This window comes from Mucilaginibacter sp. 320_HR, from assembly GCF_059691875.1.
Genome location: NZ_JCAWAI010000001.1, coordinates 885,174 through 906,878, shown reverse-complemented (window position 1 = coordinate 906,878; position 21,705 = coordinate 885,174). Strand labels below are relative to the sequence as shown.

General features: G+C 45.2%; 17 protein-coding genes and 1 pseudogene. 12 read left to right on the top strand and 6 right to left on the bottom strand.

All coding sequences use genetic code 11. The features are described 5' to 3' along the window. Nucleotides 1–241: 241 nt before the first annotated feature. From AC59GT_RS04100 to AC59GT_RS04085, 4 genes are read left to right on the top strand one after another with little or no spacing between them, the layout of a single operon-like run. On the top strand, nt 242–2,698 hold the full coding sequence (locus AC59GT_RS04100; RefSeq protein ID WP_497236448.1) for a DUF5686 and carboxypeptidase regulatory-like domain-containing protein: 2,457 nt from the start codon (nt 242–244) through the stop codon (nt 2,696–2,698). A gap of 55 nt (nt 2,699–2,753) precedes the next feature. After that, on the top strand, nt 2,754–4,283 hold the full coding sequence (gene guaA / locus AC59GT_RS04095) for a glutamine-hydrolyzing GMP synthase (RefSeq protein ID WP_497236447.1): 1,530 nt from the start codon (nt 2,754–2,756) through the stop codon (nt 4,281–4,283). Next, nucleotides 4,240–5,484: a type 1 periplasmic-binding domain-containing protein gene (locus tag AC59GT_RS04090; RefSeq protein WP_497236446.1), complete on the top strand. Its 1,245-nt coding sequence runs from the start codon at nt 4,240–4,242 to the stop codon at nt 5,482–5,484. Before guaA ends, AC59GT_RS04090 begins: the two co-directional genes overlap by 44 nt. After that, a complete protein-coding gene (locus AC59GT_RS04085) occupies nt 5,481–6,677 on the top strand; it encodes an RsmB/NOP family class I SAM-dependent RNA methyltransferase (protein WP_497236445.1) in 1,197 nt (398 codons plus the stop codon). Before AC59GT_RS04090 ends, AC59GT_RS04085 begins: the two co-directional genes overlap by 4 nt. Nucleotides 6,678–6,730: 53 nt before the next feature. Here the strand turns inward: AC59GT_RS04085 and AC59GT_RS04080 are convergent, their stop codons facing one another. The 4 genes from AC59GT_RS04080 to AC59GT_RS04065 form a co-directional block, all read right to left on the bottom strand. After that, nucleotides 6,731–7,300 (bottom strand): MarC family protein, encoded by a 570-nt coding sequence (locus AC59GT_RS04080; RefSeq protein WP_117384172.1) that lies wholly within the window; start codon nt 7,298–7,300, stop codon nt 6,731–6,733. 12 nt (nt 7,301–7,312) lie between these two features. After that, the gene (locus AC59GT_RS04075) at nt 7,313–8,467 is read right to left on the bottom strand and encodes an MFS transporter (RefSeq protein ID WP_497236444.1); all 1,155 of its coding nucleotides are present in this window, start codon (nt 8,465–8,467) and stop codon (nt 7,313–7,315) included. 71 nt (nt 8,468–8,538) lie between these two features. Beyond that, nucleotides 8,539–10,059 carry an amino acid permease gene (locus AC59GT_RS04070; RefSeq protein ID WP_497236443.1) on the bottom strand — a complete coding sequence of 507 codons (1,521 nt, stop codon included), beginning with the start codon at nt 10,057–10,059 and terminating at the stop codon, nt 8,539–8,541. Nucleotides 10,060–10,244: 185 nt separating this feature from the next. Then, entirely contained in the window at nt 10,245–12,488 is a 2,244-nt protein-coding gene (locus tag AC59GT_RS04065) for a sodium-translocating pyrophosphatase (protein WP_497236442.1), read from the bottom strand. A gap of 155 nt (nt 12,489–12,643) precedes the next feature. Here AC59GT_RS04065 and AC59GT_RS04060 point away from each other — a divergent pair, with 155 nt between their 5' ends. The 6 genes from AC59GT_RS04060 to AC59GT_RS04035 all read left to right on the top strand — a co-directional run bounded on the left by AC59GT_RS04060 (nt 12,644) and on the right by AC59GT_RS04035 (nt 18,359). Beyond that, nucleotides 12,644–14,074, top strand: a complete 1,431-nt coding sequence (locus tag AC59GT_RS04060) for an APC family permease (RefSeq protein ID WP_497236441.1) — start codon at nt 12,644–12,646, stop codon at nt 14,072–14,074. 89 nt (nt 14,075–14,163) lie between these two features. Beyond that, nucleotides 14,164–15,597, top strand: coding sequence for a D-alanyl-D-alanine carboxypeptidase/D-alanyl-D-alanine endopeptidase (gene dacB, locus AC59GT_RS04055; RefSeq protein WP_497236440.1), 1,434 nt, complete (start codon nt 14,164–14,166; stop codon nt 15,595–15,597). Nucleotides 15,598–15,893: 296 nt separating this feature from the next. After that, the gene (locus AC59GT_RS04050; protein ID WP_497236439.1) at nt 15,894–16,748 is read left to right on the top strand and encodes a bifunctional helix-turn-helix domain-containing protein/methylated-DNA--[protein]-cysteine S-methyltransferase; all 855 of its coding nucleotides are present in this window, start codon (nt 15,894–15,896) and stop codon (nt 16,746–16,748) included. Nucleotide 16,749: 1 nt separating this feature from the next. Then, nucleotides 16,750–17,457, top strand: coding sequence for a 2OG-Fe(II) oxygenase (locus AC59GT_RS04045; RefSeq protein WP_497236438.1), 708 nt, complete (start codon nt 16,750–16,752; stop codon nt 17,455–17,457). Next, the gene (locus tag AC59GT_RS04040; protein WP_497236437.1) at nt 17,454–17,723 is read left to right on the top strand and encodes an Ada metal-binding domain-containing protein; all 270 of its coding nucleotides are present in this window, start codon (nt 17,454–17,456) and stop codon (nt 17,721–17,723) included. Before AC59GT_RS04045 ends, AC59GT_RS04040 begins: the two co-directional genes overlap by 4 nt. A 42-nt stretch (nt 17,724–17,765) precedes the next feature. Continuing rightward, complete coding sequence (locus tag AC59GT_RS04035; RefSeq protein WP_497236436.1) at nt 17,766–18,359, top strand: tetratricopeptide repeat protein; 594 nt, start codon at nt 17,766–17,768, stop codon at nt 18,357–18,359. On the opposite strand, the gene AC59GT_RS04030 is transcribed toward AC59GT_RS04035, so the two are convergent. Then, entirely contained in the window at nt 18,360–19,361 is a 1,002-nt protein-coding gene (locus AC59GT_RS04030; protein WP_497236435.1) for an MBL fold metallo-hydrolase, read from the bottom strand. Between the two features lie 72 nt (nt 19,362–19,433). Here AC59GT_RS04030 and AC59GT_RS04025 point away from each other — a divergent pair, with 72 nt between their 5' ends. Further along, the gene (locus tag AC59GT_RS04025) at nt 19,434–19,739 is read left to right on the top strand and encodes a hypothetical protein (RefSeq protein ID WP_497236434.1); all 306 of its coding nucleotides are present in this window, start codon (nt 19,434–19,436) and stop codon (nt 19,737–19,739) included. A 2-nt stretch (nt 19,740–19,741) separates the two neighbouring features. On the opposite strand, the gene AC59GT_RS04020 is transcribed toward AC59GT_RS04025, so the two are convergent. Further along, nucleotides 19,742–20,836 (bottom strand): AI-2E family transporter, encoded by a 1,095-nt coding sequence (locus AC59GT_RS04020; RefSeq protein ID WP_497236433.1) that lies wholly within the window; start codon nt 20,834–20,836, stop codon nt 19,742–19,744. Nucleotides 20,837–21,038: 202 nt separating this feature from the next. On the opposite strand from AC59GT_RS04020, the pseudogene AC59GT_RS04015 reads away from it, so the two are divergent. Beyond that, nucleotides 21,039–21,682, top strand: a pseudogene (locus tag AC59GT_RS04015) (CatB-related O-acetyltransferase). Nucleotides 21,683–21,705 lie beyond the last annotated feature (23 nt).

The following is a 21,705-nucleotide window of genomic DNA, read 5'->3' as shown; positions in this document are numbered from 1 at the left end:
TTGGAAATCAAACTAAAAAGAGTTTAACTCAAATCAGCATACTATTTCGGGTTGTTTCGCTTTACTTTATAAGTATTTCTATTATAGCCAGTTAACCAAAACAACTGTTTCGGGTGTTTCGCTTTTGCGAAACGAAACACTTTACACGCAAATAAGTGACGTTGCACTTTAACAATAATTAACATCCGGCATCTAACAGTTTTGGGGAATAAGCCCCAACTTAGCGCAAACAGCACAATTAATGAAGCACGCCCTACTCCTTAGTCTTTTTCTGGTGTTCACCTGCGGTTTATTCGCCCAAGATATTACCATAAGCGGTAACATCAGCAGCGAAGATGGTAAGCCTATCTCCTTCGCCACCGTGTACGTGAGGAATAGTACCAAAGGCACCTCTGCCAACAGCGAGGGCGAGTATACTATCAACTTAAAAGCCGGCAGCTATGACCTGTTTTATAAGGCCCTCGGTTACCGCCAAGAAACGCGCCATGTTGATGCGAAAACAAACCAAACAATTAATGTAACCCTGAAAGCTGAAGATTTTCAGCTTAAAGAAGTAGCCATACACGCCGGTGCCGAAGACCCGGCGTACGCCATTATTAGAAAAGCCATTAAGAAGCGCAAAGGGTATTTAAACGAAGTAAACGCCTATACAGCTGATGTGTATGTAAAAGGCTTACAAAAGATGCTGGCCGCACCTAAGAAATTCCTGGGCTTTGATGTACAGCGCGCAGCGAGAGAGAACGGACTGGATAGTAACCGCAGGGGCATTGTTTACCTGTCGGAATCGCAATCTAAACTAAGCTTTATGCAGCCGGACAACTATCATGAGGAGATGATATCTTCAAAAGTATCTGGGAGTAACCAGGCATTCAGCTTCAACCGGGCTAGTGACCTTCGTGTGAACTTCTACGATAACATGCAGGTTTGGGAAGGTTTAAGCAACCGGCCACTGATCTCCCCTATTGCTGATAACGCGCTATTCTATTACAAGTACAAATGGATGGGAATAGCTATAGAGAACGGCGAGACCATTAACAAAATACAGGTAACCCCCCGCCGCGGCTACGACCCTTGCTTTAGTGGTTACATTTACATTATTGAAGATAGCTGGCGGCTGCAGGCGTTATCACTATCCATTACCAAGAAAGCCAACATCAACTTTGTAGATACGTTGTCGGTAGATCAAACCTTCTTCCCGGTGAATAGTAAGGTTTGGATGCCCTCTACCATAAAGTTCGAATTTTCGGGCGGGTTGTTCGGCTTTCGTATTGGCGGGTACTTTATTTCGGTGTACAAGAATTATGATGTAAACCCGGTATTAGATAAAAAGCAGTTTAAAGAAGTGCTGCGTATCACCAAAGAGGTCAACAAAAAAGATTCTGCTTATTGGGACCAGGAACGCCCCATCCCGCTTACTAGTGAAGAAGTAACCGACTACCAAAAGAAAGCCATACTGGCAAAAAAGCGAGAGTCAAAGGAATACCTTGATTCTCTTGACAGGGAGCACAACAAGTTCGATCTTGGTGGTTTCCTCCTCAGCGGGTATTATCACAACAACCGCTACAAACATGAATCATTTAGGGTAAGTAGTCCGCTATTTGGCACTTCATACAATACTGTACAAGGCCTGGCGCTGGATTATAGCGCATCATACACTAAACAGATAGATAGCGCTAATAATAAATACTTCTCTGTTTACGGCAAAGCAGGCTATGGCTTTTCAAATAAGCTGGCTTACGGCTCTGTAGGTGTCGCGCTACCGGTAGGCAAGTTTATGCTAAATGTAACCGGAGGTTCCGAGGTGACGGACCTGAACAACCTGCATCCGGTAAGTAACCTGCTTAATACCGCTTATACACTGCTCAATCGTGAAAACCTTGAGAAGTTTTACCGCAGGCAGTTTGCACAGGTAAGCTTATCTACCCGGGTTGCAGGTGGCTGGAGCGCTCGCGGCTGGGCGGAATGGGCCGACCGTAAATGGCTGCCCAATACGGCAGATTATAGTCTTTTCCACCCAAAAGATCATGAATTCAGCTCCAACAACCCGCTAAACCCTGACCAGGACGCACCGCTGTTCGAGCAGAACCAATCGTTCAAGATCGGCTTCCGTACCAGTTATGATTTCAGTAATAAGTATGAGACTTACCCATCGGGCAAACGCTACCTTCCGTCGAAGTATCCTACTGTTGGCTTGAGCCTGGTGAAAGGAATAAAAGATGTACTAGGTTCTGATGTTGATTACACCTTGCTATCTGCAGATATCTCTAAGTCAAATATTCCGTTAGGATTTTACGGTAAAACATCTTTTTACATAGGTGCCGGCAAATTCTTTAATGCGAACAACCTGTTCTACACTGATTTCAAGCAGTTCAACGGCAACCAGGTGCTGGTTTATAATAGTGGCATCAACAGTTTTCTGCTGCTGAATTATTACCGCTACAGCACCGGCGACAAATACCTGGAGGGACACCTGGAACATAACTTCTCAGGCTTTATCACCAACAAAATACCTTTGTTACGTAAGCTGAAATTACAGGAGATACTTGATGTAAATTACCTGTACACGCCTACTCTTAAGCACTACACCGAGCTTGGTTTTGGCGTGCAGACCAATACCGGTATAAGGGTAATGTATGGAATGTCTTTCAACAACGGCAGCAAGGTGAACAACGCGTTAAGGATAGGATTGAGCTTTTGATCAAAAATCTGAAATCTCCTTTCTCTCATCTGCCGTTTGAATGCTATCTTTGCCCATGCAAGAAAAGATCCTCATTCTTGACTTCGGCTCACAATTCACACAACTTATCGCCCGCCGCGTCAGAGAATTAAATATTTACTGCGAGATACATCCATTTAACAAGTTTCCTGAAGTTGACGCAAGTGTAAAGGGTATTATCCTTTCTGGTAGTCCGTACTCAGTTCGCCAGGAGGATGCGCCGTTTTTTGAGTTTGCCCGCTATCACCAGCAACTGCCTATACTAGGTGTTTGTTACGGTGCGCAAAGCATTGCACATTTCAACGGCGGCGAGGTTATGGCATCCAGCACACGCGAATATGGCCGTGCTAATCTTGATTATATCAAGCAGGATAATGAGCTTTTCAAAAATGTACCAACAGGATCGCAGGTGTGGATGTCGCATGCTGATACAATCGCCCGAATTGCAGATGATTTTGAAATTATAGCCAGCACCGACAATGTAAAAGTTGCCGCGTTCCAGATCACCGGAACAAAAACCTACGGCATACAGTTCCACCCGGAAGTTACCCATAGTACCGATGGTAAGCAATTGCTGCAGAATTTCCTGGTAGACATCTGCGGGTGCGCCCAGGACTGGACACCGGATTCTTTCATAGAAACTACCATTGCCGAGCTGAAAGCTAAGCTGGGCGACGATAAAGTTGTATTAGGCCTTTCTGGCGGTGTAGATTCATCGGTTGCTGCAGTACTGCTTCACCATGCCATAGGTACTAACCTGCACTGTATATTTGTTGATAACGGACTGCTACGTAAGGATGAGTTTGAGTCGGTACTCGACTCGTACAAGCATATGGGCTTGAACATAAAGGGCATTGATGCTAAACAGCGCTTTTATGATGCGCTTGCCGGCTTAACCGATCCTGAGAAAAAACGTAAAGCAATCGGCCGGGTATTCATCGAGGTGTTTGATGACGCTGCTCACGAAGTACAGGGCGTAAGCTGGCTCGGCCAAGGCACTATATACCCGGACGTTATCGAGTCTGTTTCTGTTAAAGGGCCATCGGCTACTATCAAGTCTCACCACAATGTTGGCGGTCTGCCAGACTTTATGAAATTAAAGGTGGTTGAACCGCTGAACACATTATTTAAAGACGAAGTACGTAAGGTTGGCGCCGCTTTAGGCATCGACCCGAATATATTAGGGCGTCACCCCTTCCCAGGTCCAGGCTTAGCTATCAGGATATTAGGAGACATTACACCGGAGAAAGTTGATATTTTACAGCAGGCAGATGCGATTTATATCAACAATTTACGTACTGCAGGTGTTTACGATAAAGTTTGGCAGGCGGGTGCTATTTACTTGCCGGTACAATCGGTAGGTGTAATGGGCGATGAACGTACCTATGAGAACGTTATTTGCCTTCGCGCTGTGGAATCATTAGACGGGATGACGGCAGATTGGTGCCACCTGCCTTATGATCTGCTGGCTAAGATCTCAAACGAGATCATCAACAACGTAAAAGGAATTAACAGGGTAGTATATGACATCAGTTCGAAACCACCGGCCACTATTGAGTGGGAATAAGTGGTTTTTACTTTTCGCAATACTTTTAAGTGCGGCTTGCTCGCCCAAAGTGCGAACTGTACCCGTTGCCAAGAAGCCGGCCGAAAAGCCCGTAGACAAGCCCAAGCCCGTTGAAAAAGCAGTAGTAAAGGCGTCAGAAGCGAAAACGTCTGTCGTGTCGCTGATACTACCTTTGATGCTGGACAACGTACGCAACGGTTATTCTTCGGCAGACCTTAAAAAGGCCAACATGTCGGTAGAATATTATCAGGGTTTTAAGCTTGCTTTAGATTCATTGGCCAACCAGGGTGCAAATTTCAAACTGCAGGTTTACGACGGTAAAGATGGGGCTGCTATACACAGCCTTGTTGCTAATCCGCAATTAAAGGGGAGCGATCTTATTTTTGGCCCGGTATTTCCTGACGATTTGCGTCCTTTCTTAGCAACCTTCAATTACTCGCGTAAGCCAATTGTATCACCACTTTCGCCCGCGTCGCCTGCCCTGTTCAATAATCAGAACCTGGTTACCCTTACGCCCCCGCTGGAATATCATGCCAGAGGGGCAGCAACTTATGTAGCAGGTACATTAAAGCCGAAAAAGGTATTTATACTCAATTCAGGGTTTAGTGACGAAAAGCTGTACACATCGCCCTTCAAGCGTACAATAGATAGCCTGAGTAAGCGTAAGATACAAGTAGTGCCGTTTACAGTTGTCAGAGGGAACCTTACCCCGCTCGTTGCCAAGTTATCTGCTAAAGAACAAAACATATTTCTTGTGCCGTCCACCAAACAAGCGTTTCTGATGGTTACGCTAAAATCTCTGGACACGTTATCAAGAAAATATCCCGTTACACTGTTCGGTCATCCAAGTTGGGAAAAATTTGCCTTTTTAAAGGCCGGTTTGCTGCAGCGCCTCAATACGCACATTACAAGTTCCGACAAGGTAGATTACAAGTCGGTCGAAACAAATACGTTTATTCGTAATTATCGGCGAGCTTACCACACTGATCCGACTGATTTTGCTATTAAAGGCTTTGATGAAGGCTTTTACTTTGGGCAGTTACTGGCTCGTGAAGATGATAGCTTTCGCCGACCGGAACAAAACCTGTATAAAGGTCTACATAATAGCTTTGTTCTTGAGAAAAGGCCCGGTCTTGGCTGGATAAATACTCACGTAGATATACTACGCTATCAAAACTTTGAACTAAAGCTTGTACAATGAAAGCCGTAAACCAGCTTAAAACGTTTCAGCGCATTTTGGGTGAGTACCCGGCTGATACACCTTTAGGCAAGTTTTTACCTGGCTTTTATAGGCAGAACAAGCAAATGGGCTCTACTGACAGAAGAGTGGCCGGACGGCTTATCTATAACTACTTCCGGCTTGGAAAAGCACTTCCAAACTTAAATGCTGAAGACAGGTTGATGGTTGCCGAGTTCCTTTGCAATACGCAGACAAATTCATTTTTACAACACTTTAAACCTGACTGGGCTGCATGCATTGGGTTCAGCATTGAGGAGAAGATAACGCTTGTAAAAAGCCAGTACCCCGACTTTAAACTCGAAGATGTTTTCCCATGGTCTTCAAAGTTGTCTGCAGACATTGATCGCGAAGCCTTTTTCAAGTCGTTTTTTGTTCAGCCTGATCTTTATATCCGTGTGCAAAAGGGTTTTGAGGCGCAAGTAAAAACAGAGCTAACCAAGGCCGAAATATCATTTAAGGATGAAGGTAACAACTGCCTGTCCATGCCTAATGGCACACGGCTGGACGCTATCTTCCCAAAGCAACACTGGTTCGAGGTGCAGGACTACTCTTCCCAGCAAACCGCAAGTTTTTTCAAACCCGAAAAATGGGATAGCTGGTGGGATGCATGCGCAGCTTCCGGTGGGAAATCGTTATTACTGCACAGCCTGCAGCCGGATATAAAGTTAGTCGTATCAGACATTCGGGAATCTATTCTCGCTAACCTTGATGAGCGCTTCCAGCAAGCTGGCCTAAGGAAGTATCAGAAAAAGTTGATCGACCTTACCCAGGATAACGAGCAGGTACTATACAACTACGAGTTCGATGGCATCATACTAGATGCACCTTGCAGTGGCAGCGGTACCTGGGGCCGCACGCCGGAGATGATCAGTCAGTTTGATTACCAACGTGCAGAATTCTTTAAGCGGCTACAGCAAAGCATTATCCGCAACGTGGTAAAGCACCTCAAGCCCGGTAAACCCATTATCTACATCACCTGTTCGGCATTTAAAGCCGAGAACGAGGATGCTGTAACATTTATGACCAAAGAGTTGGGATTACAGCTGGAGGAAATGCAGGTCTTAAAAGGCTACGACCGAAAAGCAGATACCATGTTTGTAGCAAGGTTAACAGCAGCCGTCCCGCCTTCTTACGCTAACGAAGTACTGGAGTAGTAGTTTTTCACACAAGTTTGATGGTGATCTTAAATGTAGGCAAGTCACCCAGACTACAACCCGCTATTACTCCTGAACAGCTTTATCGCAATTGCCAATAATATCACGCCAAATGCTTTGCGGAGGATGTGCAGCCCGGTTTTGCCGAACAGGCGTTCCAGCCATTGTACATTTTTTAGCACCAGGTACACAAACATGGTATTGAGTATAATACCTACAATAATGTTCTGCGTTTGATATTGAGACTTAAGGGATAGCAAGGTGGTCATGGTACCCGCGCCTGCTATAAGCGGAAATGCCAGCGGAACAATAGACACCGATTCTGGAGCTTCTTCTTTAAAAAAGTTCACGCCCAACACCATTTCAAGTGCTATAATGAAAATTACGATAGAGCCTGCAATAGCAAACGAAGATATATCCAGCCCAATGATGGAAAGCAGTTCATCCCCTAAAAATAGAAAGGAGACCATAAGCACCAGGACTGCAATACTTGCCTTCTCCGATTCGATGTGACCGGCACGTTGCCGCAGCTGTATAATAACCGGTATTGCACCAAGTATATCAATAATAGCGAAGAGGATCATCGTAACCGATAAGATCTCTTTAAAAATGAAGTGTGGCATGGGCTAGCAATTTTATTCCTTCGCTTTCAGGCGAATACTGAACAAAAATGCAATTAAAATATATAATGATGCTAAAAAGAAAATACTATGTACCGAGATGGCAGTCACCAAGCCTGCACTTATTGGCCCAATCGTCTGCCCTATCGACGCATAAGACTGATTGATCCCCATAACCTCGCCCCTTTCACTATCATTGTTGTGGTCGGCTATAATGGCATTCAGCATCGGGTTTCGTAACCCGTTAAACAAGCCATAAATACCTATTCCTACAGCAAACAACACCAATCCTGTTGCAAACCCAGTCAGTATCATCATACCTAAACAAACGGCTGTAGATAGCACCAGAATAAGAGCCTGTGACGGAATTACTCTCTTAATCAGCGGCACTGCAAGCTGCATCAGGATACCGGTAACACCGAATCCCGCATAAAATAGTCCGATCTGTGTAGGGCTAATCTTTAGTACATCAACGGTAAAAGTTTGAAAGCCGATGATCATGGTAAACTGGGCCATTGTCAACAAGAAACCGACGAATATGGCAGTGCCTACCACCGGCTTCTTCAGCACTGTTATAAGTGATTTAAAATTGAATTTACCCGATGTACCTTCGCCTTTTTTATCATTGGTCTCACTGAGCAAAAAGATACTTAAGAGCGCGCCTATGAGTGCTATTGCAGCTGCAAAAAAGAATGGAACCGTAGGCCCCAGTTTACTTAACAAGCCCCCAATGGCGGGGCCTATCACAAACCCAAACCCGAAAGCAGAACTCAATATACCGAAGTTCTTGGCCCTTTCCTCTGGAGTTGATATATCAGATATCATTGCCTGTGCCACGGAGATGTTGCCGCCTGTTATACCGTCCAGAATGCGTGCTACAAATAGCATTATAATACTGTTTGCAAAGCCAAACAAGATAAACGAAGCACAGGTACCAACAAGGCTTATGGCCAGGATAGGTTTACGTCCCCATTTGTCTGACAATGTACCCAGCACAGGTGTAGCAAAGAACTGGGCAATAGAGAACGCAGCAGTTAGCAAGCCGATAGTTTGCTCCGTTACGCCAAACTTTTTACCATAGGTATAAAGTAACGGCACGATAATACCGAACCCCATAGAGTTAATAACGGATATAAATACGAGTATCCAAAGGGTGCGTTTGGAGTTCATCCCAAACAAAAGGGTTTAAAACAAAAAAGGTTCTGCATATGCAGAACCTTTTTACTATTGTAATTAAATAATTACCGTTTTTCGAAATCTGACGCAGTAGGCAGAATATCAGCGGCAGAACCCAGTTTACTGTTCTTCTTGCTATAACCGAAGTAGATAAGTAAACCTAGAACCATCCAAACTAAAGCGCTTAATTGAGTCTCGCTTGGCAAACCTACAATCATACCCGCGCATACGATCACGCCCAGGATCGGCACTAGTGGAACAAGTGGTGTTTTGAAAGGTCTTGGCAGATTAGGGTCAGTTTTACGTAGTAAAATCACCCCAACACAAACTAATATGAACGCAAATAATGTACCTATCGAAGTTAAATCGCCGGCAACGCTACCCGGAACAAACGCAGCAAACGCGCCAACAAATATGAAGAGGATCATGTTGCTCTTGTAAGGCGTTTTGAATTTAGGGTGAAGGTCTGAAAATATTTTTGGAAGCAAGCCGTCAGTTGACATGGTGTAAAATACCCTTGACTGACCCATAAGCATTACCAGGATAACTGAAGAAAAGCCTGCCAGAATAGCTACAGTTACCAATGTAGATAACCATCCATACCCGTGCATGTAGTGACTGATCGCATAAGCTACAGAAGCCTCTTTACCAGATTTCATGAAATCTGTGTACGGCGCAACACCTGTTAATACCCATGAAAACAATATATACAATATAGTACAAACCACTAAAGAACCTAATATACCTATTGGCATGTCACGTTTAGGGTTTTTTGCTTCCTGAGCTGCAGTTGATACGGCATCAAAACCAATGAAAGCAAAAAATACTACTCCGGCCCCGCTGATGATACCACCCCAGCCGTGATTGAAGAACGGAGCATATGAGTAGGCTTTCCCATCCTGCTGTATAATATCAGGAGCGTTAGCAGGAATCAGGTATGGTGTGTGGTTGGCCGGGTTGATGTACTGCCAGCCTATAGCGATAAACACCAGTACGATAGCAACCTTAATAAATACAATAATGCCATTAACTGTTGCAGATTCCTGCGTTCCTTTTATAAGTAAAAGGGATAGTATCACAAGTATTAACAAGGCAGGAAGGTTAGCAATACCATGTACGCTTTGCCCGTTTACCATTATAGATTCCATTGGGGAGTGACACCACTCGTAAGGTATGCCCCCGCCGAGAAGCTTATTGGCATATTCACTCCAACTTATGGCTACTGTTGCTGCACCGAGTGCATACTCCAATATCAATGCCCAGCCAATAATCCATGCAACTATCTCGCCCATTGTTGCATACGCGTAAGTGTAAGCACTACCGGCAATAGGGATGATAGAGGCAAATTCAGCGTAGCAAAGGCCTGCAAACGCGCAACCAATTGCTGCTACTATAAATGACAGTGTTACAGCAGAACCAGCGTGCTCACCCGCAGCAGCAGCAGTTCTTACAAACAAACCTGCACCAATGATTGCTCCAATACCCAACGCAATAAGGCTGCTCGCCCCAAGCGTACGTTTCAAGCTCCCTTCACCGTCAGCCGTATTGGTTAGTTGTTCAATAGACTTCTTTACGAATAACTTCATTTTAATTTTTATAAGATCAGTAATAGTTAAATCAGTAGTGCCAAACGTACTTAAATTTATTGAAAAGATAAAGAGCAGAATGTTATTTGGTTAGCTGCTTATACTGTAACTTTCCCGCTACGTACACGGGTCTTAAACAAAAAAACCTCCCGGTTAGTCGGGAGGCTCATAACGAAAAACTACAATTAAACTTTCTTATCTGTTTTGATCACATGCATATTCATCGATTGTACTTTCTCCTGCTTTTGCACACGTGAGTTGGTGTTATCAAAATTGTTCAGGTGCGGTGCGATGACCAGTGAAACAATGGACATCAGCTTAATAAGGATATTCATTGACGGGCCGGAAGTATCTTTAAAAGGATCGCCCACTGTATCACCTGTTACTGATGCTTTGTGCGGTTCAGACTTTTTGTAGTAGATCTCACCATTAATTTCCACACCTTTTTCAAAGGATTTCTTGGCGTTATCCCATGCACCGCCTGCGTTGCTCTGGAATATACCCATTAACACACCTGAAACGGTCACACCTGCCAGCAAGCCGCCCAAAACTTCAGGTCCGAAAAGGAAGCCGATAACTATCGGCGTGATCAAAGCAATTAAACCTGGCGCTACCATCTCGCGGATGGATGCTTTTGTAGATATAGCCACGCACTTTTCGTACTCAGGTTTTGCTTTGTACTCCATAATACCTGGTATCTCGCGAAACTGGCGGCGAACTTCTTCAACCATGGCCATAGCAGCACGGCCTACTGCAGAGATACACAGTGCCGAAAAGATAAACGGTATCATACCGCCTACAAACAAGCCGGCAAGCACGTTAGCTTTATAGATATCGATATGCTCTATACCTGCGACACCTACGAATGCAGCAAAAAGCGCAAGTGATGTTAGTGCAGCAGAAGCAATAGCAAAACCTTTACCTGTTGCAGCGGTAGTGTTACCCACGGCATCCAGATTATCTGTACGGTGACGAACCTCTTCAGGCAAACGGCTCATTTCGGCAATACCACCTGCATTATCTGCAATAGGGCCAAAAGCATCTATAGCCAACTGCATGGCTGTTGTTGCCATCATGCCAGCAGCTGCAATTGCTACACCGTACAGACCTGCAAAAAAGTAAGACCCGTAAATACCGGCAGCCAACACGATGATCGGCAGCACTGTAGATTCCATACCCACAGCTAAACCGCCAATAATGTTGGTTGCGTGGCCAGTGGCTGATTGCCTGATGATGCTCATTACAGGGCGTTTGCCCATAGCGGTGTAATACTCAGTGATGATAGACATTAACGTACCTACTACTAAGCCCACTAGGATAGACCCAAAAACACCATTTTTGGTAAACACCAGCGAGCCTGCTTTCACAGCATGGGTGGTGGCGTCCTCATCGCGTAGCATATGGAAACTGTCTGCAGGTAACATCCACTGCACTAAGAAATAAGTAGCAATAGCGGTAAGCACAATAGATGCCCAGTTGCCTAAGTTAAGCGCGCTCTGCACGCTATCTGTTTCTTTCTTAATTCTTACAAAAGCTGCACCTACAATTGAGAAGATGAGGCCTAAGCCGGCAATTACCATTGGTAACAACACAGGTGCGATGCCGCCAAAATTATCATGCGACACTATCTCGCGGCCCAAAACCATAGTAGCCAGCATTGTAGCAACGTAAGAGCCAAAAAGATCGGCACCCATACCTGCAACGTCGCCAACATTATCCCCTACGTTATCCGCAATGGTTGCAGGATTACGTACGTCGTCTTCAGGTATGCCTGCCTCTACCTTACCAACCAAGTCGGCACCTACGTCGGCAGCTTTGGTATATATACCACCGCCAACACGGGCAAACAATGCTATGGATTCGGCGCCCAGCGAGAAGCCGGCCAGCACATCAAGCGCTTTGGCCATTTCATCGCCATTTACAGAAGAGCCTGTCACATTTTTAACAAACATTGTATAAAATACAATGAACAGCGAGCCAAGCCCGATTATAGCTAAACCCGCCACACCTAAGCCCATTACAGTACCGCCTGTAAACGACACCTTAAGCGCCTGCGCCAGGCTGGTGCGCGCTGCCTGTGTGGTGCGCACGTTTGCCTTTGTCGCTATACGCATACCAATGTAGCCTGCAAATGCGGAAAGGAAGGCGCCTATGAGGAACGATATAGCAATTATCCAGCTTGAGTTTGTTACCGTAGTGCCAGACCATGCAAGTAATAGTGCTGCTACCACAACAAAGTAGCTTAATATCTTCCACTCTGCTCGCAGGAAAGCCATAGCGCCATCGGCAATGTAGCCCGACAGTAAGGTCATCTCCCCGTCGCCCGCGTCCTGCTTGGTGACCCAGCTGGCTTTAATTGCCATAACGAGGATTCCCACAAGGCCAAAAACGGGAATAAGGTAAATTAAGTAATTGTTCAAGAGATCCATATAATTTAGTTGGTTTATAAGTGAGCTAGCAAAAAAGGCCCTCAGGTGGCCGTAAATACAATTGGTTCGTGCAAAATAGTAAAATTTATTTCTTTACAATAGCCTGTCAATTATAAAGTTTTTGAATAGTTTAGTGAACTTAAACTAAACTGTTGATGGCAAACGACCCCTCAAATACCAAGTTAAAACATGAACTGACCCTGTTGGATGGTACCATGCTGGTAGCCGGATCAATGATTGGCTCCGGCATATTCATTGTGAGCGCCGACATCACCCGGCAGGTGGGTTCGGCAGGATGGCTCATCGCCGTTTGGCTTATTACCGGCTTTATGACGCTAACAGCAGCCTTAAGCTATGGGGAACTGAGCGCCATGTTCCCGAAAGCAGGCGGCCAGTATGTATATCTTAAAGAGAGCTACAATAAACTTGTTGCGTTCCTGTTTGGCTGGAGCTTTTTTGCAGTTATACAAACGGGGACAATCGCAGCAGTAGGTGTTGCATTCTCTAAATTTGCGGCTTATTTATACAAACCCCTGAGTGAAGACAACATCTTGTTTCAGCTGGGCTTTGTTAAGGTCAGCGCAGCGCAACTGGTTTCTATAGTTCTCATATTCTTTCTAACGTTTATAAATACAAGAGGTGTTAAGGGAGGCAAGCTAATACAAACTACTTTTACCTTAACTAAATTGCTTAGCCTCTTTGGTTTGATCTTGTTTGGCTTCCTCGCTTTTAAGAGCGACATATGGAATACCAACTGGACCAACGCCTGGGATCTGCACAAGCTTGCCAAAGACGGCACCACCAGCAACTATACCATGAGCGCGGCTCTGGGAGCAATTGCCATTTCAATGGTTGGTTCTATTTTTAGCAGCGATGCCTGGAACAATGTCACGTTTATTGCAGGCGAAATGCGTAACCCTAAACGGGACGTAGCGTTGAGCCTTTTCTTCGGTACTTTAATCGTTACCATTATTTATGTATCGGCTAACATTGTTTATACGGGTGTATTGTCCCTTCACGACATCGTTAATGCTGAAAAGGACCGCGTTGCTGTATCAGCATCATTCGTGATATTTGGTGCTAAGGGTGCATTGGTTATCGCCGTTATGATCATGATCTCAACTTTCGGATGTAACAACGGATTAATCCTGGCTGGCGCACGTGTTTACTATTCAATGGCTAAGGATGGTGTTTTCTTCAAGAAAACCGGCACTCTTAACAAATTTGGCGTGCCTGAGTTCGGGCTGTGGATACAAGCTGCTGTGGCATCTTTACTTTGCTTAAGCGGGCAGTACGGCAATTTACTAGATATGATATCTTTTGTTGTGGTGATCTTTTATGTGCTTACCATTATTGGCATCTACATCCTCAGGTCAAAACGCCCGGATATTGAACGACCTTACAAAGCATTTGGCTATCCGGTACTGCCGGCCATATATATTATTATGGGTATTGCATTTTGTGTATTGCTGCTGATATACCAACAGCCTTACCCTATTTACGGGTTGATAATTGTACTAATTGGTATTCCAATTTATTATATATCGCAGCGAAACGTTAAACCAGACCACGATCCTGTTGTTTAATATCGTAACAACATTACTCTCATGTAAAGACGCCTATACACCGGCATATAGCTGTGTAAGGCGTTTTTGCATGTTAATACATACCAAGTTTGAAAACACAAAACATAATCAAACAAGTACTGATAACTGGCTTGCTGGCATTTTCCGACCAGTTGCATGCGCAGTCTTTACAGCAAAAGCTGCAAACAGCTTTTAACAGGCTGCAACAGGACAGCCAATGTAAATACGCCTCGGTGTCACTTACCGTACTGGATGCAAAAACGGGCGAGCAGGTGTTTGCCGCTAATCCCGATATGGGACTTGCACCGGGTTCTACGCTCAAAACGGTGACAAGCATTACAGCTTTTTATGTATTGGGTAAAGACTTTCAGTTTCAAACGCAACTGGATTATACCGGCACGCTGGCAGCGGATGGTACCCTGAACGGCGACATTATTATAAAAGGCGGCGGCGACCCTACCTTGGGCAGCTGGCGTTATGCTACAACCAAAGAAGGCTATGTGCTGAATACTGTGGTAGAAGCCATAAAGAAAGCTGGAATAAAGAAAATAAACGGGAAGATCATCGGCGACGACGGTGCTTTCACCCATCAGTCGATACCTGATGGCTGGATCTGGCAGGACCTTGGCACTTACTATGGTGCAGGCATTGCAGGCCTTTGCTGGCGCGAAAACCAGTTTGACATTGCCCTTCGTACAGGAAGCGTGGGCAGCCCTGTAGGTGTTGCAGGCACCATCCCGGCAACTAATTACCTGCAGTACAAAAGCGAGCTGACCACCGGCGCTGCTAAAACAGGAGATCAGGCTTACCCTTACCTGCCGGGCTTTGGCAGCAAGGTAATGTACCTGCGTGGTACCTACGCAACTGACCAAACCAAGAAGCGCATTTCCGCTGCTATTCCTGATCCTGCTTATGATGCGGCGCTGAGGTTGAATGATACCTTGAAAAGCATTGGCATTAGTATCAGTAACGAACCGGCGTCATCAACGCAGCTAAGAGAAAAAAACCTTACGGTACCTGCATCAGCAACAGGTTTAACTACCATTAACTCACCGGAGCTAAGCAAAATAGTTTATTGGCTAAATCAAAAAAGTGTAAACCTGTATGCAGAACAGCTATTAGCTACTATCGCTTCAAAGTTGGGCAAGAGCCCAGCCACCAGCGACGGCGTAGATGCTATGCAGAACTTTTGGGAGGCAAAAGGAATAGACCACCGCAGCATGAACATTTACGATGGTAGCGGTCTTTCTCCTCAGGACAGGATCACCACCAGTACCATGGCACATATTTTACAGGTGGCGCACCAGGAAAAATGGTTTAGCGACTTTTACGAAAGCCTGCCAGTGTACAATGACATGAAGATGAAGAGTGGCAGCATCAGCGCTGTACAGGCTTACGCTGGCTTCCAGGCCAACAATGGTCGCCAGTTGTGCTTCTCTATCATGGTAAACAATTACAACGGCGCAGGCAGCGGTATAAGGGAGAAGATGTTCCGGGTGTTGGATGTACTAAAGGCCCCCTAACCCGCTGAAGGGGGAAGGAGCGACAAATGTGCGTACTGTAACACGAGAAAGTGTTACACCTGTTACACCTAAAAAGGGCTATATTTTCAAAAGTAATTGCAAAACAATAACTTACAAAATTTAGATGTTGCAACATGTTACAGTCTTGGTAACCATGTTACAGTTTTTTAGTAATTTTAAGCTGATGATACAGTCATAAAAGCGGTATTGACTGTGAGTTTCTCTTGTCTCAACTCCGCAACTTTCGGGTTTTAACGCCTTGCGACAAACCTACTTTTGTGTTATAAATCACGATCATGGAAACACAAAGCAACATCAATTTCGACCGCATTGCAGAGGCGATCAACTATATCAAACTTAACTTTAAAATGCAGCCTTCGCTGGAGGAGGTGGCAGAAAAAGTAAACCTTAGTCCGTTTCATTTTCAGCGCATGTTTACCGAATGGGCAGGCGTCAGTCCTAAAAAGTTTCTGCAATACCTCAGTATAGATCACGCCAAAGGCGTTCTAAAAGAGCAGCAGGCTACGCTGTTTGATGCAGCGTTTGAAACCGGCTTGTCTGGCACGGGCCGCCTGCACGACCTTTTTATTAATATTGAAGGCATGACCCCGGCCGAATACAAGAACGGCGGCAAAGCCTTATCTATAAACTTCAGCTATGCCGAAAGCCCCTTCGGCAACATCATTGTCGCATCCACTCCAAAAGGCATCTGCTACATGGCTTTTGCTGACGATAAAGATGAAGCCTTTGATCAGCTGTATAACCAATTTCCAAATGCGAGTTACCACCAGGTTGTAGATATGTCGCAGCAGAATGCGCTGTATATCTTTACCAGGGATTGGTCGCAGCTGGCATCTATCAAGCTCCATCTGAAAGGTACCAGTTTCCAGCTCAAAGTTTGGGAGACATTGCTCAAAATTCCAATGGGCGGCCTTGGCACCTATGGTTCTGTTGCCCACCAGGTGGCATTACCAACAGCAAGCAGGGCGGTAGGCAGTGCTATTGGCGCCAACCCTGTTGCGTTCCTGATACCCTGCCACCGCGTGATCCGTTCTACAGGAGAATCGGGCCAGTACCACTGGGGCGCAGGCAGAAAATCGGCCATTATAGGTTGGGAAGCAGCGAAGACTGATCATCTAACTACTGTATAATATGGATATCCCGAAAAAAGTACAGCAAACGAACTGGCAGTTAGTAACCGACAGCATGCACAACAAAGGCTATGCGGTAATAAGCGGCATTTTAGATGAGGCTGAATGCAAGCAATTGGTGAACCAGTACCCGGCAGAAGGTATTTACCGTAAAGCCATCCAGATGGAGCATCACGGCTACGGCCTTGGCCAGTACAAATACTACAGGTACCCGTTGCCGGCAGTGGTGCAGCAGCTAAGGGAACACGTTTACCCGCATATAGCCCCTATTGCAAACAAATGGATGGAGGTACTGGGTATTGAGAAAAACTTCCCACCTACATTAGCAGAACTAACAGCGCTCTGCAATGAACATGATCAAAACCGACCTACCCCTTTGATACTGAAGTACGGTGTTGGTGGGTATAATGCCTTACACCAAGACTTATACGGCGAGGTGTTTTTTCCGATGCAGATGGTAGCATGCCTCAATCAGCCAGGTGAAGATTACACCGGAGGCGAGTTTGTACTGGTAGAACAACGGCCGAGAATGCAGTCGAAAGCAATAGTCCTCAACCCCAACAAAGGCGATATACTGCTTTTCACAACCAACTTTCGCCCGGTTAAAGGCTCACGTGGTTATTACCGCGTTAACATGAGGCATGGCGTAAGTGAACTCACCTCCGGCGAACGGCACACGCTGGGCGTTATCTTTCATGATGCATCATGATGATGCACATTGATCTGGGAGACACCAGGTTCACAAGAGCAAAACGCATCAGGCAATTGCTCGATTCGAAAGACATAAAAATGGCCGGCAACCGCAAACTGAAGATCTATGGCACACTAAGTTGTGCCTCCGGTAAACTAATGAAAGCCGAGAACCGGGTGTTCTTTAAAGATAATTTGGAAGCTGTTGCAAACGGCTACCGGCCATGCGGGCACTGCCTGCGTGCAGCATACCACGCTTGGCGGCGCACCGGCACACAATGTTAACATAAGTTACAGCGTTACTTGTATATCTTTGTATCAGCAACAATGAAAAAAATTCTCACCCTGTTATTTGCTTTAAGTGTGCTTGCTACTGCTAAAGCGCAAACGGCCGACGATGTTTATAACGAGTACCTCGACTTTAACCTGGCCCGCTTGCAGGGTGAAATGGTAAAGGCTATGGATTTGGGAGAGAAGATTATACCGGATGCAGCCAAACTAACGGATAAGGCACGCATCAACTTCTACTATTCTATTGGTAAGTTGTATGAGGACGACAGCCAGTCTGTAAAGGCGCAGGCTTATTATGAGAAGGTAGCAGCGGCCGTGCCTAATTACTACGTTGTACAAAGAGCGCTTGGTTACATTTACGCCAAAAAAGCGGAAGACATCGCCGACCAATTGAACGCTGCTAAAAACAATGCCGCAGAGAATAAGCGGCTAACTGCTTTATACACCTCGGCGGTTAAAAAAGCCCTGCCTTACCTGGAAAAAGCCCAGGCCTGCGACCCGGATGAGGATACGCTAAAGCGTATAAAGGTTTTCTACAAAAACATTAACGATGCCCAGGGTACAGCCGGTTTAAACACCCGCCTTGCTGCACTATCTAAAAACTGCATTGATCTGCTGGACGATAAATAGTTAAAAGTTGAGCGCTTTACCCTGCCTTGGATAGATCAGGTTCATCTGCCTTTCTTCGTTGGCATAGTTGAGTTGAGTTTTAATTTTGGTGATGGTTTTGTACGGAGGTTTAAGGTGCGTAATCACCACGTTTAATCCTTTAAGCGGCGTGCCGGATATACGGGCTAACTCATCCAGTTCGTTCATCAGCAAACGCGGGGTTAAATGCCCAAATAGCGTTTTATCCGGCTGCTCGTTAGGGAAGCTTACTTCTATCATTATAGCTTTAAGCTTTCCGGCTTTTACCAGTGGCGCTACAGCTTCCCACAAGTGCTGCAGGTTTTGGCTTTTTTCAATCTCATCGGCACCGGTGTCGCCTAAATAAAGCAAATAATCATCATTGTTGCGCACCAAAAAAGCAGTACTTGTTAAATTGGAGTGTGCCAGCGGAAATGCTTTTACCTGCATAGTGGTGTTGGCGGCAGGTAGTTCTGCCCCGGGCTCCATTGGCACATAGTGGTATTTTTTAAGCTGTGGTTTCTCGCCATCATCAGCAAAATTCGCCCAGCTTTCCCAACTGAAATAGTGCTTTTTAATTGTTTCCAGCGTGCTGGCTAAACCGTAGATATTTTTGGAGCTATCCTCAGGCGAGTTGATGATCATACCGGCGAGATGATCAAGGTGACCGTGGGAAATAAAGTACCCCTGTATATAATCTTTAAGCACCTTTTCGCCGCGTAAATCAAAAGCTTTGTTCTTAACAGCCTCTTCTATTCCCGCGTGCAGGGTACCGGCATCCAGGCAAATGTATTTGTCTGATCCTGCCGGCGCTACCATATACGCGGACAGGTTGCGTTCATCTATACCGCCCAAAACACCAAGCGGCACCACCCTGAATGATGTACCCGACGAAACTTCTTGAGTAACCGCCCTGGTGCGTGCCTTCTTTTTACGATGCTGCGCGTTTGCAAACATTGGCAACAGTAATATAAGTAATGGTATAACAAACCTGCGTGAGTTCATGAGCATTAATGTATGTGTCCAAAAATAACGATCAATTTTACAGAACCGCACATTTGTATTTACTTTGCTGTTATGAAAACCAGTCAAATTGCCGCTAAAGCTGTGGTACGTGTATTTTTTGCCCTGCTGCTGCTAGCCATGGTAATGTTTTTAAACGGCGACCGCACCAAATTACAGCACATTTACCTGGCGCCAAAACACCTGTATACCCTGGCGGCGCCGCTATTACTTATTATCGGTTTTATTACGCTATTGGTGCTGTGCTCTATTAGAAAGTACACCAAACCCGACCTGAACTGGCTGTTGGTGGTAAACACTGTAGTGTTGTTGGTATACCTGGGCACACTATTTTTTGCAGTACAAAAGTTGCTTGCGTAAGGTTACTCTGTTTTCATTTTCTTCTCGGCGGACTTCTTGTACTCGTAATCGCCGCCCATCAGGTAACCCCATGGTTTAAGGATATCTACACGATCAAATATAATTTTGAATATTGCTATCACAGGGATAGAAAGAAACATACCCGACAGCCCCCAAAGCATCTCGCCAAGAATGATGCCCATAAAAGTGATCAGCGCGTTTAACCGCACTTTAGAGCCTACTATCGCGGGGAGTAGAAAATTAGCGTCTACAGCATGTATCCCTATTACACTAATGCCAACGGCAAGTGTATTGCCCAATGTACCGGTTGCGAACGTAATAAGGCAGCTTAACAGCAATGCGGAAAATATGCCCAGATAAGGGATAATGTTGAACAGGCCAACTATGAGCCCCAGCAAGGCAGCATATTTTATCCCGATGATCCAAAAGGCAGTTACGGCAACTGCAGAAACAATTATCATCTCCAGCAGCAACCCCGTGATGTACTGGCGCAGTATCTTTTGCACGTTTTCCACTATATCTACTACCACGTGCGAATCATCATCCTCGAAAACTGCTATTACAAACCGGAAAAGCAAACGCCTGTAAAACAGTATAAAGAAGGTGAAGATCATGATGAAAACATAGAACAGCACCAGTGACGATACTGCACCAAAGGTAGTGCCGAGCACAGCACCACCGGAAGCTAATATCTTTTGGGTGCCGGTATGAATATAATCCAGCTGCTTTGTGGTGTTGATATGGAAAGCCTGCTGCACCCACTCCTGCAGGTCGTACAAGGATTGATCTACCTGTTTCTTCAGCATTGGCCAGTCGCTCGCCAGGTTAGATACCTGCGCGCCAACCAGGTACAATATACCGGCTATAAAGCTTACAAAAAGGATAATGGCAATAAAGGAGGATGCGCTGCGCGGCAGCCTGAGCTTACGTTCCAGAAAGTTAGATATAGGCAGCAGTAACACGGCAAACAAAAAACCGAACAACAATGGGTCGAGCAGTTCCTTGGCTATAATAACCAGGTAACCCATTATACAGAAACCTATAAGCACAAGTGCCAGACGTTCGTAAAAGGGGGCAATAATTTTTTTAACGGGCATAAGCAGGGGTGAAATATATATGAACGTTTAACTTAGCACATAATACGCATTTTGTGGTAAGTATATTAACAAATACTCAACGCGCTATACTAACCGCAAAACCTAAAATAGGTTGTAACTATTCTTAATTGATTTTCGACTTAAGAGGAAAAGCACACTAGCGCGCTTAAATTGCATCTATTGTCAGCAAACATCTAACAATATGACCGGACCAAACCCCGATACCCGTTATCCTTTACAGCCCTACCAGAACCTGGTGTTCCTGAAGAATTTTATTACCCGCCCTAATATTTTAGTAGGCGATTATACCTACTATGATGACTTTGATAACCCGGCCGACTTTGAGAAGAACGTGCTCTATCATTTCGACTTTGTTGGCGACAAGCTGATCATTGGAAAATTTTGCGCCATTGCCTCCGACGTGAAGTTTATTATGAACGGCGCTAATCACGAAACATCGCCGATATCAACTTTTCCCTTCGCTATATTCAGGAACGGCTGGGAGAAGATAAGCGAAGGAGTTGATATAGCTGAGAAATACCCAACCAAAGGGATACAGTTATTGGCAACGATGTATGGATAGGTTACAATGCTACCATTATGCCGGGTGTAAAGATTGGCAACGGTGCTATTATAGCCTCTAAAGCAGTTGTTACCAAAGATGTACCTGCGTATGCCATTGTAGGTGGCAACCCTGCGCAAGTTATACGCAAACGCTTTGATGATGAGCGGATAGCCCGGTTGGAGAAAATTGCATGGTGGGATTGGAGTGCAGAAAAGATAACAGCAAACCTGCTGCTTATTAACTCTGGTGATATTGACGCGCTGGAGAAAGCCGCAACCTAAATTGGCAGGCAGTTTGTATGGTT